Source organism: Pseudonocardia petroleophila (assembly GCF_014235185.1).
GTDB classification, from domain to species: Bacteria; Actinomycetota; Actinomycetes; order Mycobacteriales; family Pseudonocardiaceae; genus Pseudonocardia; species Pseudonocardia petroleophila.
Genome location: NZ_CP060131.1, coordinates 1,710,675 through 1,725,340 on the forward strand (window position 1 = coordinate 1,710,675; position 14,666 = coordinate 1,725,340).

14 protein-coding genes are annotated in these 14,666 nt (G+C 72.7%); 8 read left to right on the top strand and 6 right to left on the bottom strand.

Annotated elements, in window-relative coordinates; genetic code table 11:
- Nucleotides 1–13: 13 nt before the first annotated feature.
- From gyrB to dnaA, 6 genes are all read right to left on the bottom strand, one after another.
- Nucleotides 14–1,996, bottom strand: coding sequence for a DNA topoisomerase (ATP-hydrolyzing) subunit B (gene gyrB / locus H6H00_RS08635; protein ID WP_185720787.1), 1,983 nt, complete (start codon nt 1,994–1,996; stop codon nt 14–16).
- A gap of 258 nt (nt 1,997–2,254) precedes the next feature.
- Nucleotides 2,255–2,839 (bottom strand): DciA family protein, encoded by a 585-nt coding sequence (locus tag H6H00_RS08640; RefSeq protein WP_379540065.1) that lies wholly within the window; start codon nt 2,837–2,839, stop codon nt 2,255–2,257.
- Nucleotides 2,840–2,929: 90 nt separating this feature from the next.
- Entirely contained in the window at nt 2,930–4,060 is a 1,131-nt protein-coding gene (gene recF, locus H6H00_RS08645; RefSeq protein ID WP_185720788.1) for a DNA replication/repair protein RecF, read from the bottom strand.
- Nucleotides 4,060–5,058, bottom strand: coding sequence for a phosphogluconate dehydrogenase (NAD(+)-dependent, decarboxylating) (gene gnd, locus H6H00_RS08650; RefSeq protein ID WP_255425824.1), 999 nt, complete (start codon nt 5,056–5,058; stop codon nt 4,060–4,062). Before gnd ends, recF begins: the two co-directional genes overlap by 1 nt.
- Nucleotides 5,055–6,227, bottom strand: coding sequence for a DNA polymerase III subunit beta (dnaN, locus tag H6H00_RS08655; protein WP_185720790.1), 1,173 nt, complete (start codon nt 6,225–6,227; stop codon nt 5,055–5,057). The genes gnd and dnaN overlap by 4 nt, the downstream gene beginning before the upstream one ends.
- A gap of 758 nt (nt 6,228–6,985) precedes the next feature.
- Entirely contained in the window at nt 6,986–8,689 is a 1,704-nt protein-coding gene (gene dnaA, locus H6H00_RS08660) for a chromosomal replication initiator protein DnaA (RefSeq protein WP_185720791.1), read from the bottom strand.
- Nucleotides 8,690–9,097: 408 nt separating this feature from the next.
- On the opposite strand from dnaA, the gene rpmH reads away from it, so the two are divergent.
- From rpmH to H6H00_RS08700, 8 genes are all read left to right on the top strand, one after another.
- Nucleotides 9,098–9,241 carry a 50S ribosomal protein L34 gene (gene rpmH / locus H6H00_RS08665; protein ID WP_141282425.1) on the top strand — a complete coding sequence of 48 codons (144 nt, stop codon included), beginning with the start codon at nt 9,098–9,100 and terminating at the stop codon, nt 9,239–9,241.
- Between the two features lie 13 nt (nt 9,242–9,254).
- On the top strand, nt 9,255–9,620 hold the full coding sequence (rnpA, locus tag H6H00_RS08670; RefSeq protein WP_185720792.1) for a ribonuclease P protein component: 366 nt from the start codon (nt 9,255–9,257) through the stop codon (nt 9,618–9,620).
- Complete coding sequence (yidD, locus tag H6H00_RS08675) at nt 9,617–9,877, top strand: membrane protein insertion efficiency factor YidD (protein ID WP_185720793.1); 261 nt, start codon at nt 9,617–9,619, stop codon at nt 9,875–9,877. The genes rnpA and yidD overlap by 4 nt, the downstream gene beginning before the upstream one ends.
- Nucleotides 9,871–11,055, top strand: coding sequence for a membrane protein insertase YidC (gene yidC / locus H6H00_RS08680; RefSeq protein WP_185720794.1), 1,185 nt, complete (start codon nt 9,871–9,873; stop codon nt 11,053–11,055). The genes yidD and yidC overlap by 7 nt, the downstream gene beginning before the upstream one ends.
- A 97-nt stretch (nt 11,056–11,152) precedes the next feature.
- The gene (locus tag H6H00_RS08685; protein ID WP_185720795.1) at nt 11,153–11,689 is read left to right on the top strand and encodes a Jag family protein; all 537 of its coding nucleotides are present in this window, start codon (nt 11,153–11,155) and stop codon (nt 11,687–11,689) included.
- Complete coding sequence (gene rsmG / locus H6H00_RS08690) at nt 11,682–12,359, top strand: 16S rRNA (guanine(527)-N(7))-methyltransferase RsmG (protein WP_185720796.1); 678 nt, start codon at nt 11,682–11,684, stop codon at nt 12,357–12,359. Before H6H00_RS08685 ends, rsmG begins: the two co-directional genes overlap by 8 nt.
- Before the next feature lie 34 nt (nt 12,360–12,393).
- Nucleotides 12,394–13,317: a ParA family protein gene (locus H6H00_RS08695; protein ID WP_304633064.1), complete on the top strand. Its 924-nt coding sequence runs from the start codon at nt 12,394–12,396 to the stop codon at nt 13,315–13,317.
- 4 nt (nt 13,318–13,321) lie between these two features.
- Nucleotides 13,322–14,317, top strand: coding sequence for a ParB/RepB/Spo0J family partition protein (locus H6H00_RS08700; RefSeq protein WP_255425646.1), 996 nt, complete (start codon nt 13,322–13,324; stop codon nt 14,315–14,317).
- Nucleotides 14,318–14,666: the final 349 nt, after the last annotated feature.

Below are 14,666 nucleotides of genomic sequence, written 5' to 3' on the forward strand. Positions count from 1 at the left end.
CGCGGTTCTCGGACTAGACGTCCAAGAAGCGCACGTCCTTGGCGTTGCGGGTGATGAACGACCGGCGCGACTCGACGTCCTCGCCCATCAGCACCGAGAACAGCTCGTCGGCGGTGGCGGCGTCGTCGAGGGTGACCCGCAGCAGGACCCGGTGGGCCGGGTCCATCGTGGTCTCCCACAGCTCCTTGGCGTTCATCTCCCCGAGGCCCTTGTAGCGCTGGATGCCCTCGTCCTTGGGGACCTTCTTGCCCGCCTCGCGGCCGGCCTCCAGCAGGCCCTGCAGCTCGCGGTCGGAGTAGGCGAACTCCGGCTCGGACCCCCGGCCACCCCACTTGATCTTGTAGAGCGGGGGCTGGGCCAGGAAGACGTGCCCGTGCTCGACGAGCGGGCGCATGAACCGGAACAGCAGCGTGAGCAGCAGCGTGCGGATGTGCTGGCCGTCGACGTCGGCGTCGGCCATCAGCACGACCTTGTGGTAGCGCAGCTTGCTGACGTCGAACTCGTCGTGGATGCCGGTGCCCAGTGCCGTGATGATCGCCTGGACCTCGGTGTTCTTCAGGACGCGGTCGATCCGGGCCTTCTCGACGTTGATGATCTTCCCGCGGATCGGCAGGATCGCCTGGAACATCGAGTCGCGGCCGGACTTGGCCGACCCGCCCGCGGAGTCGCCCTCCACGATGTAGACCTCGGACTTGACCGGGTCGGTGGAGCGGCAGTCGGCCAGCTTGCCGGGCAGCCCGCCGATGTCGGTGGCGCTCTTGCGGCGCACCAGCTCACGGGCCTTGCGGGCCGCGGCGCGGGCCTGCGCCGACTGCACTGACTTGTTGACGATGATCTTCGCCTCGGCCGGGTTGCGCTCGAACCAGTCCGAGAGCCACTCGTTGCTCACCCGCTGCACGAACGACTTCACCTCGGTGTTGCCGAGCTTGGTCTTCGTCTGCCCCTCGAACTGGGGCTCCTTGACCTTGACCGAGACGATCGCCGCCAGCCCCTCGCGGATGTCGTCGCCGGACAGCGCCGGGTCCTTCTCCTTGAGCAGCTTCTGCGTGCGCGCGTAGCGGTTGACCGTGCTCGTCAGCGCCGAGCGGAAGCCCTCCTCGTGGGTGCCGCCCTCGTGCGTGTTGATCGTGTTGGCGAACGTGTAGACCGACTCGGTGTAGCCGGAGTTCCACTGCATCGCCACCTCGAGCGCGTGGCCCTCGGCCTCGCCGGAGAACGACACGAGCTTCTTGTGGATCGGGTCCTTCGACTTGTTCAGGTGCGCGACGAAGTCCTCGAGCCCGTTGGGGTAGCAGTAGACGTTCTCGACCGTCTTCGCCACGTAGCCCTCGGCGTCGGGCTCCTCGGCCCCCTCGTTCGCGGTGCCGTTGCGCTCGTCGCGCAGCACCATCGTGAGCCCCTTGTTGAGGAACGCCATCTCCTGCAGCCGGCGACGGATCGTCTCCAGGTTGTAGGTGGTGGTCTCGAAGATGTCCGGGTCGGCCCAGTAGGTGATCGACGAGCCGGTGCGCGTCGTCTCCTCGCCCTTGCGCAGCGGGCCGGGGATCGAGCGCGCGTAGTGCTGGCGCCAGACGAAGCCGTCGGTGTGGATCTCGGCGTCGAGCGCGACCGACAGCGCGTTGACGACGGACACGCCGACGCCGTGCAGGCCGCCGGAGACGGCGTAGGAGTCGCTGTCGAACTTGCCGCCCGCGTGCAGCATCGTCAGCACCATCTCGATGGCGGGCTTCTTCTCCACCGGGTGCATGCCGACCGGGATGCCGCGGCCGTCGTCGACGACGCGGACGCCGCCGTCGTCCTGCAGCGTGACCTCCACGCGCGTGGCGTGCCCGGCCATCGCCTCGTCGACCGCGTTGTCGACGACCTCCCAGATCAGGTGGTGCAGGCCGCGCTCACCGGTGGACCCGATGTACATGCCGGGTCGTTTCCGGACGGCCTCGAGGCCCTCCAGGACCGTGATCGACGATGCGCTGTAACCGTTCTTCTGCTCCGGCACGGGCCGTCTGTCTCCTCGCTGCGCCAGCCCGGACCGCGGGGAGATCGGCCGGGCGTTCAACCGGGTCCGCGGAGGCACCCGGAAACACTCCCTCCATCCTACCGGGGCGGTCCGACAGAACGGCGGCTAGGACCCGCTCAGATGGGCCGCTGAGCGCCGAACTGTCACCGGTTCGGGTCGGGCGGCACGGGCGGGGGGTGAGCGGCGGCTGCGGCGACGTCATGTCGCCCTGAGCGGGCGCAGAAGCGTTGCGCCTGCTCAGCCGTACGTGTCCCGGGGTCCGCGGCCCCGGACGGTGCGGGGGCCGTGCCGCCAGGTCGGTGCGCTCGGGCCGACCACCCGGATCCGCCGCACGACGTCCTTGCCGACCGCGCCTGCCAGGCGCACGAGCAGCTGGCGCTGCAGCGTCCGCAGCTGCGTGGCCCACGCCGTCGACTCCGCCTGGAGCACGAGCTCGCCGTCGCGCAGCGACACCGGGGTGCAGTGGTCGGCGATGTCGGCGCCGACGAGCTGCGGCCAGCGGCCCAGGACGGTGGCGTCGGTGAGCCGAGGCGACCATCCGCGGTCGAGCGAGACGCGCGAGGCGATGCGGCCGAGCAGCTGGGGGTCGCGGTCGTCGGGGCCGGGGCCGGACCAGCGTCGCCGTCGCCCGCTGCGCCCGCTCGACCGCGTACCGCGACGCTCCGTCGCGCGCTGGGCCGACCTCTCCGCGGAGGCCTCCCGCGCGGCCCGCAGCGCCTCCCGCGCGATGTCCGATCCACGACCGGCGGTCGGTGGCGCGTCATCCCCAGGGGTGGGGACAAACCCCCCCGATCGGGTCGCGCCGGACGGTTCACCGGACACGATCGACGGTCGTTCCGGCCGGTCATCACCAGTACGGGCCGAGTTATCCACAGTATCCACAACCTTGTCCACAGCCGGTCGGGTTCACGGTCACGCTCCTGACGAGCCGGTTCGCGTCCCGGACGACACGACGCCGCCGCCCACCGCGAGGCGCGCGCCGTCGAGGCCCTCCGGGACGTCCTCGGCCACCGCGGCGGTCACGAGCACCTGTTCGGCGCGCCGGGCGACGTCGGCGAGCGCCCGGCGGCGCCGCGCGTCGAGCTCGGCGAACACGTCGTCGAGGATCAGGACCGGTTCGACGTCGTCGGCGCACAGCAGGCGGTAGGACCCCAGGCGCAGGGCCAGCGCGAGCGCCCAGGACTCCCCGTGGCTGGCGTAGCCCTTCGCGGGGCCGGGGCCGAGCAGGAGGTCGAGGTCGTCGCGGTGCGGCCCGACCAGGCACACCCCGCGCTCGACCTCCTGGCGGCGCACCCGGGCCAGCTCGTCGAGCAGGAGGGGCTCCAGCTCGGCCGGGGAGGCCGGCAGCTCGCCGGGCACGCTGGAGCGGTAGCGCAGCGCGATCGGGTCCGACGTCGGCGCGACCTCCGCGAACGCCTCGACGGTGTACGGCGCGATCCCGGCCACGAGGTCGAGGCGCCCGGCCAGCAGCGCGGCGCCGGTGCGGGCGAGGTGGCCGTCCCACACGTCGAGGGTGGAGAGGTCGGCCCGGCCGCCCCGGGCGGTCTTGAGCAGGGCCGAGCGCTGCTTGAGCACGCGGTCGTAGTCGGAGCGGACCGAGGCGTAGCGCGGGTAGCGGATCGTCAGCAGCTCGTCGAGGAACCGGCGGCGCTCCCCCGGGTCGCCGCGCACCAGCGCGAGGTCCTCGGGGGCGAACAGCACGGTGCGCAGGATCCCGAGGACGTCGCGCGGCCGCGCCACCGGCGCCCGGTTCACGCGGGCCCGGTTGGCGCGGCCTGCGGTGATCTCCAGCTCGACGTGCAGCTCGCGCCCGAGGTGCACCACCGACCCGCGCACGATCGCCCGCTCGGCCCCGCGCCGGATCAGCGGCGCGTCCGAGGCGACCCGGTGCGAGCCGAGGGTCGCCAGGTAGCCGACCGCCTCGACGAGGTTGGTCTTCCCGACGCCGTTCGGCCCGACCAGCACCGTGACGCCCGGTTCGAGGTCGAGCTCGGCCGACTCCCAGGAGCGGAAGTCGGTGACGGCCAGGCGGCGCAGGTGCACTAGCTCTGGGTGGAACCGGTGCCCGAGCTGGGGCCGGCGTGCTCACCGGGGGTGCCGGACGGCCCGGCGGCGGCCCGCACCGCGTGCCCGCCGAACTGCTGGCGCAGCGCCGCGACGGCCCGCATCGCGGGCGAGGAGTCCTGCCGCGAGGCGAAGCGGGCGAACAGCGCAGCGGAGATGACCGGGAGCGGCACCGCGTGCGTGATGGCCTCCTCGATGGTCCAGCGGCCCTCGCCGGAGTCGTCGACGTAGTCGTCGAGCCTGCTCAGCGAGGCGTCGTCCTTCAGCGCCAGCACGAGCAGGTCGAGCAGCCAGGAGCGGACGACGGTGCCGCGCGACCACGCCTGGAGCACCGCGGGCACGTCGGTGACGAGGTCGACCGCGGACAGCAGCTCGAAGCCCTCCGCGTAGGCCTGCATGAGGCCGTACTCGATGCCGTTGTGGACCATCTTCGAGAAGTGCCCGGCGCCGACGGGCCCGGCGTGCGCGAAGCCCTCCTCGCGCGGCCCCTCGGGGCGCAGGGCGTCGAAGATCGGCATGGCCATCTCGACGTGCTCGGCGGAGCCACCGGCCATCAGCCCGTAGCCGTTGTCCTTGCCCCAGATGCCGCCGGAGACGCCGCAGTCGAGGTAGCCGATCCCCTTCGCGTCGAGCAGGGCGGCGTTGGGGCCGTCGTCGGTGTAGCGGGAGTTGCCGCCGTCGATGACGAGGTCGCCGGGCTCCAGCACGTCGGCCAGCGCCTGCACCGTGCCGCGCGTGGCGTCGCCGGAGGGCACCATGACCCAGACGACGCGCGGGGCGGTCAGCGCCGCGGCGAGCGAGGCCAACGAGTCGACGTCGGTGACCTCGGGGCGCGGGTCGTAGCCCACGACCTCGTGGCCGGCAGAGCGCAGGCGGTCGCGCATGTTGCCGCCCATCTTGCCCAGACCGATGAGTCCGAGTTGCACGGTGTCGCTCTCCTGGTTTCTCGGGTTGACGCCGTGCGGGACCGGGCTCAGCCGGGCAGGCGGACGGGCATCAGCAGGTGCAGGTATCCGGGGACGGCGTCGGCGGTGGCGCCCGCGCCATCATCGCCGGTGCCCGTGGGCGGCGCGGGAACGGGGCGGACGAGCGCGGGCCGGTTCGGCGTCGTGAACGTCAGCTGGGCGCGGTCGGTGTGCAGCGCGCCCAGCGAGTCGAGCAGGTAGGTCGGGTTGAACGCGATCGTCAGCGGGGAGCCGTCGAGCTCGCAGGGGAGCTCCTCCTCCGCGCTGCCGACGTCGTCGCCGCCCGCGGCCAGGCGCAGCCCGTCCTCGCCGAACTCCATGCGGACCTGCGCGACGCGGTCGGTGACCAGCGCGACGCGCTTGATCGCCTCGACCAGCCCCGCCACCTCGACGATCGCGGCGCTGGTGTGCTCGGCCGGGATCAGCTGGCGGAAGCGCGGGAACTCGGCGTCGAGCAGGCGGGTGGTGGCCCGGCGGCCGGCGCCGGTGATGCCGAGCATGCCGTCGCCCGCGGACAGCGAGATCTCGACGCGGCCCGCGCCGGCGAGCGACTTCGCGACGTCGGACAGCGTCTTGGCCGGGATCAGGACCGCGACGGAACCGGAGGCCAGGTCCTCGCCGGGCTCCCAGTCGAGCTCGCGCACGGCGAGCCGGAAGCGGTCGGTGGCGGCGAGGGTGAGCCGGCTGCCCTCGATCTCCAGGCGGATGCCGGTGAGCATCGGCAGCGTGTCGTCCCGGCCCGCGGCGACCGCCACCTGCGCGACGGCCTCGGCGAGGTCGGTGCCCGCGACCGTGCCGGCGTGCTGCGGCATCGCGGGCAGCTGCGGGTAGTCCTCGACCGGCATCGTCGGGAGGCTGAACCGGCTGTTGCCGCAGTTGATCGTGGCCCGCGACCCGTCGACGACGAGGTCGACCGGCTTGGAGGGCAGCGCCCGCGTGATGTCGGCCAGCAGGCGCCCCGACACGAGCACCCGCCCCGGGTCGCCGATCGTGGCGTCCAGCTCGACCCGCGCCGAGGTCTCGTAGTCGAAGCCCGAGACCGTGAGCCGGTCGCCGTCCGCGCCGCTGCTCGCCTCGACCAGCACCCCGCCGAGCACGGGGACCGGCGGCCGCGCCGGGAGGCTGCGCGCCACCCACGCGGCGGCGTCGGCCAGGACGTCGCGTTCGACCCGGAACTTCATGGCGGGGACCTCTCGCGGCAGGGAAGGACTCACCGGTCGGTTGGGGAGCCGGGAGGACCACCACCGTAGAGCCTCCCGGCGGCGGGTGTCATCCCGCCCGATCGGCGCTCGACCGCTCCCCGACCGGCGCTCCGTCCACACACCGGTTCTTCTTGTAGTTCATGGAGAAGAGAGATCCAGCAGTAGTACTCACACCTGTGGGTTGTGTGGATGGAGCGCATCGCCGCAGGTCGCAGGGTGTGGCGTCCTGTGCACCCCGGCGGGGGACGGCCGGGGGACGGTTCGGTCGACCGGTGGATGGACACCGGACCCACCGGGTTGTCCCCCGGCTGGACACCGGTTGTCCACCGATTCACGGCCATCCGTCCACCGGTCTGCGCACGCCGATCCACAGAGTTGTCCCCAGATGTGGGTGAAAGTGCGCCCGCACGGGGACGCACGGCGACGGGTTGGTCGCGCTCGGCGTGGCCGTTCGGCGGCGCGGAACTCACAGAGTTCCCGCGCGGCACACCCGGTTCAACGCTGCGTCACCACATCGGTCACTTTCCGTTCGTGACCGACACGCCGTCCGGCGCCGAACGCGATCCCCTCGACGGCGAACGGTCCGCCTCCGTCGGCGAGTCGCCGGCCCGTGACGGGACGCGTGTCGCCGACGCCGGGTGCGGGGGCCGGTCGTGATCGCGGCGAAACGTGCCGGAAAGCGGCCGCGACCGCGCGGACGCACATCTCGCGACGATCACGACCGGGCGGGAGGACTTTCAGTGCCGTGCGCGCTGCTTGATCCGGGCCGTCAGTTCCTGGACCTGTTCGAAGGTCTTCCGGCGCTGGGCGATCTCGTTGCGGATCTTCTTGTCGGCGTGCATGACCGTGGTGTGGTCGCGGCCGCCGAAGGTCTGCCCGATGCGGGGCAGCGACAGGTCGGTGAGCTCGCGGCACAGGTACATGGCGATCTGGCGGCTCTGCGCGAGCGCCTTCGTCTTGCCCGGCCCGCACAGCTCGTCCATCGTGACGCCGAAGAACTCGGCCGTGACGCCCATGATCGTGGACGCGGTGATCTCCGAGGCGCCGGAGTCGGGGATGAGGTCGCGCAGCACGATCTCGGCGAGCTGGGTGTCGACGGGCTGGCGGTTGAGCGACGCGAACGCCGTGACCCGGATCAGCGCGCCCTCGAGCTCGCGGATGTTGCGCTCGATGCGCTCGGCGATGAAGGACAGGACGTCGTCGGGGACGGCGAGGCGGTCCTGCGCGGCCTTCTTCCGGAGGATCGCGATGCGCGTCTCCAGCTCGGGCGGCTGGATGTCGGTGATGAGGCCCCACTCGAACCGCGTGCGCATCCGGTCCTCGAGGGTCTCCAGGCGCTTGGGCGGCCGGTCGGAGGACACGACGATCTGCTTGTTCGCGTTGTGGAGGGTGTTGAAGGTGTGGAAGAACTCCTCCTGCGTCCCCTCCTTGCCCTCGAGGAACTGGATGTCGTCGACGAGCAGCACGTCGACGTCGCGGTAGCGGCGCTGGAACGCCACCTTGCGGTCGTCGCGCAGGGAGTTGATGAAGTCGTTCGTGAACTCCTCGGTGCTGACGTACCGCACGCGCATCCCCGGGAACAGCCGCTGTGCGTAGTGCCCGACGGCGTGCAGCAGGTGCGTCTTGCCGAGCCCGGAGTCGCCCCAGATGAACAGCGGGTTGTAGGCCCGCGCGGGCTGCTCGGCGACGGCGACGGCCGCGGCGTGGCTGAAGCGGTTGGACGCCCCGATGACGAAGGTGTCGAAGATGTACTTCTCGTTGAGGCGCGACTGGGAGCGCGGCGCGGCGGCCGGCTCGCTCGCGTGCGGCGCCGAGTAGGTGGGCCAGACCTCGGCCCGGCCCTCGCCGATGCGCCCGTCCGGCATCCGCCCGTCGGTGGTGCGGCCGTCGGGCTGACCCGGCTCGTCGCCGCGGGGCGGGGGGTCGACCGCCAGCGGCGGGCCCGGTCGCCGGTCGGGGGCGTCGCCGTTGGTGTGGGCGTCGGCGCCGTCGTAGCCCGGGGCGCGGACGGGCAGCGGTCCGGTGCCCTCGGCGTCGCCGCGGCCGATCGGGTCGCCGCGGTGCATCGGGTCGCCGCCGCGGTCGTCCGGGCGGTGCCGGTGGTCGTGGTTCTGCTGACCGGGCGGGTCGGGCACCTCGGTGCCGCCGGACGCCGCGGAGGCGTCGACGACGACGGCGAGGTTGACGGTGACCCCGAGGTGGCGGCCCAGCGCGTCGCTGATCGGCTGGCGCAGCACGCGCTCGATGGCGTTCTTCGCGAACTCGCTCGGCGCGGCCAGCAGCGCGGTGCCGTCGATGAGGCCCAGCGGGCGGGTCAGGCGGAGGAAGGCGCGCTGCTGCGACGACAGCGCCTGCAGGGAGTTGGGGCCGCCCGCCGCACCCGAGAGATCGGCGATGACGCGGTTCCACACCTGTCCGAGGTCGCCCGGCTGATCAGCCACGCCGACCCCCTTCCGCTTCGATCCAGTGGCCGCCGCGGGCCGGCCGGGGAACCATCCCCAGACTTGTCCACACCTGTGTGCAGGACCGTACGCGGGCCGGCGGGAAGGAGGCCCCGCGGGCCCGTGCTGTCCTGCTGTGGTGCGACCGATCCCCCCGGATCGACACTGTGAGGGGGCAAGGTAACAACACCGCCCGCCAGTCACAAGCCGCCCGCCGGCGGGACGGGCCGGGGTGGTTTGACCCTCATCGAGCGGGCTGCGTACCCTGGTCCCAGGAGTGCCGCAGGTTGGGCACCGCATGTACCAGTACGTCAAGCAGTCACACCGTTCCGAGACAACAGCGGACGGCGGACGCGTCGCCGGAGTCCGCGGCGTCGGTCCCCGCGCCGTCGAGCAGGAGAGCCGACCGTGAGCAAGGGCAAGCGCACCTTCCAGCCGAACAACCGCCGCCGTTCGCGTACGCACGGTTTCCGGCTGCGCATGCGTACCCGGGCCGGCCGCGCGATCCTGGCCGCCCGTCGCGGCAAGGGCCGCGACAAGATCTCGGCCTGATCCGGCCCCGCCGGTGCTGCCGGCCGCTTCCCGACTGACCAGGGGCGACGAGTTCGCCTCGGTCATCCGTCGGGGTCGACGCAGCGGCAGGCCCCGGATGGTCGTTCATCTGCAGATCATGGGAGACACCGACGCCGCGCCGCGCGCCGGTCTCGTCGTGAGCCGTGCCGTGGGAGGTGCCGTCGTGCGCCACCGCGTGTCCCGGCGTCTGCGCCACCTCCTCGCACCCCGGCTGGCCTCGCTGCCCGCCGGGGCCTGCGTCGTGGTGCGGGCCCTCCCCCCGGCGGGCACGGCGACGTCGGCCGAGCTCGCCGTCGACCTCGACGCGGGCCTGCGCGGCGCGCTCCGCAAGCTCCCGGCCTCCGGACCACGGCGATGACGGCCTCGCGCGCGGCCCGTCCCCTGATCGCCCTGCTCCGCGGCTACCAGACCTACGTCTCCCCCGCGTTCCCCCCCGTGTGCCGGTTCCACCCCACCTGCAGCAGCTACGCCGTCGAGGCGCTGCAGGTGCACGGGGCCCTGCGCGGTTCCTGGCTCACGCTCCGGCGCCTGCTCAAGTGCGCGCCGTGGCACCCTGGCGGTATCGACCTGGTTCCGGCCCGACCGAACCACCACGAGGAGCAAGCGCCGTGCTGAACTTCATCTACTACCCGGTCTCGTTCATCCTGTGGGTCTGGCACAAGGTCTTCGGCGCCGTCCTCGGCGCCGACAACGGGATCGCCTGGGCGCTGTCGGTCGTGTTCCTCGTCTTCACCCTGCGCGCGATCCTCTACAAGCCGTTCGTCAGCCAGGTCCGCTCCATGCGCAAGATGCAGGAGTTCCAGCCGGAGATCGCGAAGCTCCGCAAGAAGTACGGCAACGACCGGCAGAAGCAGGCCGAGGAGATGCAGAAGCTCCAGAAGGAGCACGGCGTCAACCCGGTCGCCGGCTGCCTCCCGGTGCTCGTGCAGGTCCCGGTGTTCATCGGCCTGTTCCAGGTGCTGCGCAACTTCACCCCGCTCAACAGCAACGGCACTCCCCGCACCGAGAACTACTTCTTCGGCCAGGAGGAGGTCTTCTCCTTCATCCGGGCCGACTTCCTCGGCGCGAAGCTCGGGGCGATCGTGGTGAACGGCCCCGAGGCGATGCTGGCCGAGGGCACGTCGATGACGTCGATGCTCATCGTCATGATCCCGCTGATGATCATGGCGGGCATCTTCACCCACATCACGGCGCGGCACTCGGTGGCCCGCCAGACCGCGGCGCAGGGCGACAACCCGCAGACCGCGATCATGAACAAGCTGATGCTCTACGTCTTCCCCATCGGCGTCGTCGTCGGTGCGCCCTTCCTGCCGCTCGCGGTCCTGCTCTACTGGGTCGCCAACAACCTGTGGACGCTGGGCCAGCAGTACGTCGTCTACAAGCGGATCGACGTCGAGGAGACGGCGAAGCGCGAGAAGGCCGTCGTCGACCGCACCGCCCGCGCCCCCAAGCCCGGCCAGAAGCCGGTGCGTCCGGAGACCGCCGCGGTCGAGGCCCCGGAGAAGACCCCCGGCGCCAAGCCGGTCCTGCGCAAGAAGTCCCCGGCGGGGTCGAGCAACGGCTCCTCCGCGAACGGGTCCTCCGGCAACGGCACGTCGACGAACGGATCGGCGGCGAACGGATCCGCGACGAACGGGGCCGCGGCGAACGGGACCCCGGCCGCCGACAGCACCACCGACAGCAGCGCCCCGAACGGCAGCCCCGCGGGCGGGGCCACCTCGGCAGGCGCCGCCGCGCGCCGCGCCGGCGGGGGCTCGCGTCCGCCGGCGCGCCGCAAGGGCAAGCGCCGCTGACCCACGAACCACCTGCGTCCGCCCGCGTCGGCGGTCGCTGCGGTGACGTCCGGGACCATCCGGGCGGCACCGGCCCATCTCGGAGAGGAGACGCATCGTGCCCCAGACTGCGCAGGACGGTACGGCCGAGGACACCGCCGCCACCCCGCCGAAGGCGGCCACCACGGCGGAGGACCAGCTCGTCCGCGAGGGCGACATCGCCGGTGACTACCTGGAGCGGCTGCTCGACGTCCTCGACTTCGACGGCGACATCGACCTCGACGTCGAGGCCGGTCGGGCGATCGTCAGCATCGACGGTGGCGACGACCTGAACAAGCTCGTCGGCGACCGCGGGGCGGTCCTCGAGGCGCTCCAGGAGCTCACGCGGCTGGCGGTGCAGCAGGAGTCGGGCAACCGCAGCCGGCTGATGCTCGACATCGCCGGGTGGCGCCAGGGCCGCCGTGACGAGCTCACCGAGCTGGGCACCCGCACCGCGAACGAGGTGCTCGAGTCGGGCGAGTCGGCCCGGCTGCGGCCGATGACCCCGTTCGAGCGCAAGGTCGTCCACGACGCCGTCGCGCGGGTGAAGGGCGTGTCCAGCGAGAGCGAGGGCGAGGAGCCGCGTCGGCAGGTCGTCGTCTTCCGCAATGGCTGACGTCGATCTGGTGGTCGACCGGGCGGTCGCCGAGCGCGTGTTCGGTGACCGCCTCCCGCTGGCCCGGCGCTACGCGGAGCACCTCGTCACCTCCGGCGTCGAACGCGGGCTGATCGGCCCGCGCGAGGCACCGCGGATCTGGGACCGGCACGTCCTCAACTGCGCGGTCGTCGCCGAACTCCTGCCGGACGGCGCCCGTCTGGTGGATGTGGGTTCGGGCGCGGGCCTGCCCGGGATACCGTTGGCCCTGGCCCGCCCCGATCTGCAGATCGCGCTCGTCGAACCGCTTGCCCGCCGGGTGGACTGGCTCGACGAGGTGGTCGCCGATCTCGGGCTCGACGTCCGGGTCGACCGGGGCCGGGTCGAGGAGACCGCCGTGCGGCGGCGATGGGAGGGAGCGGACGTGGTCACCGCCCGTGCCGTCGCGCCGCTCGCCCGCCTCGCCGGGTGGGCGCTGCCGCTGCTGCGCACCGGTGGACGGCTGCTCGCGGTCAAGGGCGCCTCGGCGCCCGAGGAGATCGCGCGTGACGCCGTCGCCGTCCGCAAGCTCGGGGGTGGCGACCCGGAGATCGTGCTGTGCGGCACCGGTGCCGTCGACCCGCCCACCACGGTCGTCGTGGTGGAGCGGCTGCGGGGTACGTCCCGCCCGGCCCGCCGGGACAGGAGATGACCGTCGTGCCGGGGCGCGTCGGCGAGGAGGGTTCGTGCGGTTGACCGAGCAGCATGTTTCACGTGGAACACCGGAGTGGACGCCGATCGCCGAGGAGGCGGAACGGGCGGCCCGCGTCCTGCACCCCGACCGGCACGGCATGCCGCGCCCGGTGCACCGCCGGGTGCTGACGGTCGCCAACCAGAAGGGCGGCGTCGGCAAGACGACGAGCACGGTGAACCTGGCCGCGGCGCTCGCGATGCACGGCGTCCGCGTCCTCGTCATCGACCTCGACCCGCAGGGCAACGCCTCCACCGCGCTCGGCGTCGAGCACCGCCTCGGCACGCCGTCGGTGTACGAGGTGCTCCTCGGGGAGATCCGGCTCGCCGAGGCGGCCGTCGCGAGCACCGCGTCGCCCAACCTGCTCTGCGTCCCCGCCACGATCGACCTCGCGGGCGCGGAGATCGAGCTCGTCAGCATGGTGGCGCGGGAGCAGCGGCTCAAGCAGGCGCTGACCGCCGACGCCCTCGACGAGCTCGACGTCGACTACGTCCTCATCGACTGCCCGCCCTCGCTCGGCCTGCTCACGGTCAACGCGCTCGTGGCCGCCGACGAGGTGCTCATCCCGATCCAGTGCGAGTACTACGCGCTGGAGGGATTGGGTCAGCTGCTGAGCAACATCGACCTCGTCCGCGCGCACCTCAACACCGACCTGCATGTGTCGACCATCCTGCTGACGATGTACGACGGGCGCACGAAGCTGGCCGACCAGGTCACCACCGAGGTCCGCACCCACTTCGGTCCGACCGTCCTGCGCACCGTCATTCCGCGCAGCGTCAAGGTCTCCGAGGCGCCGGGGTACAGCCAGACGGTGCTCGCGTACGACCCCGGCTCGCGCGGGGCGATGAGCTACGTCGATGCCGCCCGGGAGATCGCCGAACGCGGTGCCTCCGGACGCATCCGGACCGACGGGCGGTAGGGCGGTGGCCGAACGGAAGACCCCGGAGCGCAAGGGCGGGCTCGGCCGGGGGCTGGCCGCGCTGATCCCGACCGGGCCGCCGCCGGCTCCCGTGCTCGCCGCGCCCGTCCTCGACGACGCGCCGGTGATGACCTCGTTCGACCACGGCGCCCCGGCCCCGCGCACCGCGCCCGAGGCCGCTCCGTCCGCCGTCGAGGGGGCGGAGTACCGCGAGATCGCCGTCGCGGCGATCCACCCGAACCCGCAGCAGCCCCGCTCGCAGTTCGACGAGGAGGCGCTCGCGGAGCTGGAGCACTCGATCCGCGAGTTCGGGCTCCTGCAGCCCGTCGTCGTGCGCGAGGTCTCCCCCGGCTCGTACCAGCTCGTCATGGGCGAGCGCCGGTGGCGCGCGACCCAGCGCGCCGGGCTGGAGCGCATCCCGGCGATCGTCCGCAGCACCGGCGACGACGTCATGCTCCGCGACGCCCTGCTGGAGAACATCCACCGCGTCCAGCTCAACCCGCTGGAGGAGGCGGCCGCCTACGAGCAGCTGCTCGCCGAGTTCGGGGTCACGCACACCGAGCTGGCCGACCGCCTCGGCCGCAGCCGCCCCGTCGTCACCAACACGATCCGGCTGCTGAAGCTGCCGGTGTCGGTGCAGCGCCGGGTCGCGGCGGGCGTGCTGTCCGCGGGGCACGCCCGCGCACTCCTCGGTCTCGAGGACCCCGGTGCGCAGGAGGACCTCGCCACGCGCATCGTGGCCGAGGGCATGTCGGTGCGCGCCACCGAGGAGGCGGTCGTCCTCGCCCGCCGCGACACCCCCACCGCGAAGCCGGTCCGCCGCCGCCCGATGCAGGCGCCCGGTCTGCAGGAGCTCGCCGAGAAGCTGTCCGACGCGTTCGACACCCGGGTCAAGGTCGAGCTGGGTCAGCGCAAGGGGCGGATCGTCGTCGAGTTCGGGTCGGTCGACGACCTCGAGCGCATCGCCGGCCTGATGAACCGGTCGGTCCCCCAGGACTGACGGCGTCGCTGTTTCACGTGAAACAGCGCGGGTGGCCCGGTCGGTGCATTCCTCCCGGCGATCGGTCCGACGCGCGCGCAGGTGCTCGGCGCGTCCGGTTCCGACCGGCCGGCCGGTGTCGGTGTCGACCGGCCCTGCCCGTCCCGCCGGGGGTATACGGGGCGCGGGCCGGCGACCCGGGACGACGGGCGGGGCAGCCGACCGTCGCGTGGGTGGGACCCCATCGGCCGCCGTCGTTCGTGGCGGGACGTGGAGGGCCTGCGGCTGCCGCCCGAATTCAGCCGTCGTAGCCGACCCGAGGTGTCGGTTCAGGACGCAGGGCGGCGTGACCGCCGTCGTGCGGACCGGG

Coding starts and splice junctions, on each gene's coding strand:
- dnaN (WP_185720790.1), bottom strand. CDS start 6,227: ATGAAGTTCCGGGTCGAACGCGACGTCCTGGCCGACGCCGCCGCGTGG.
- yidD (WP_185720793.1), top strand. CDS start 9,617: ATGACGGCCTCGCGCGCGGCCCGTCCCCTGATCGCCCTGCTCCGCGGC.
- rsmG (WP_185720796.1), top strand. CDS start 11,682: ATGGCTGACGTCGATCTGGTGGTCGACCGGGCGGTCGCCGAGCGCGTG.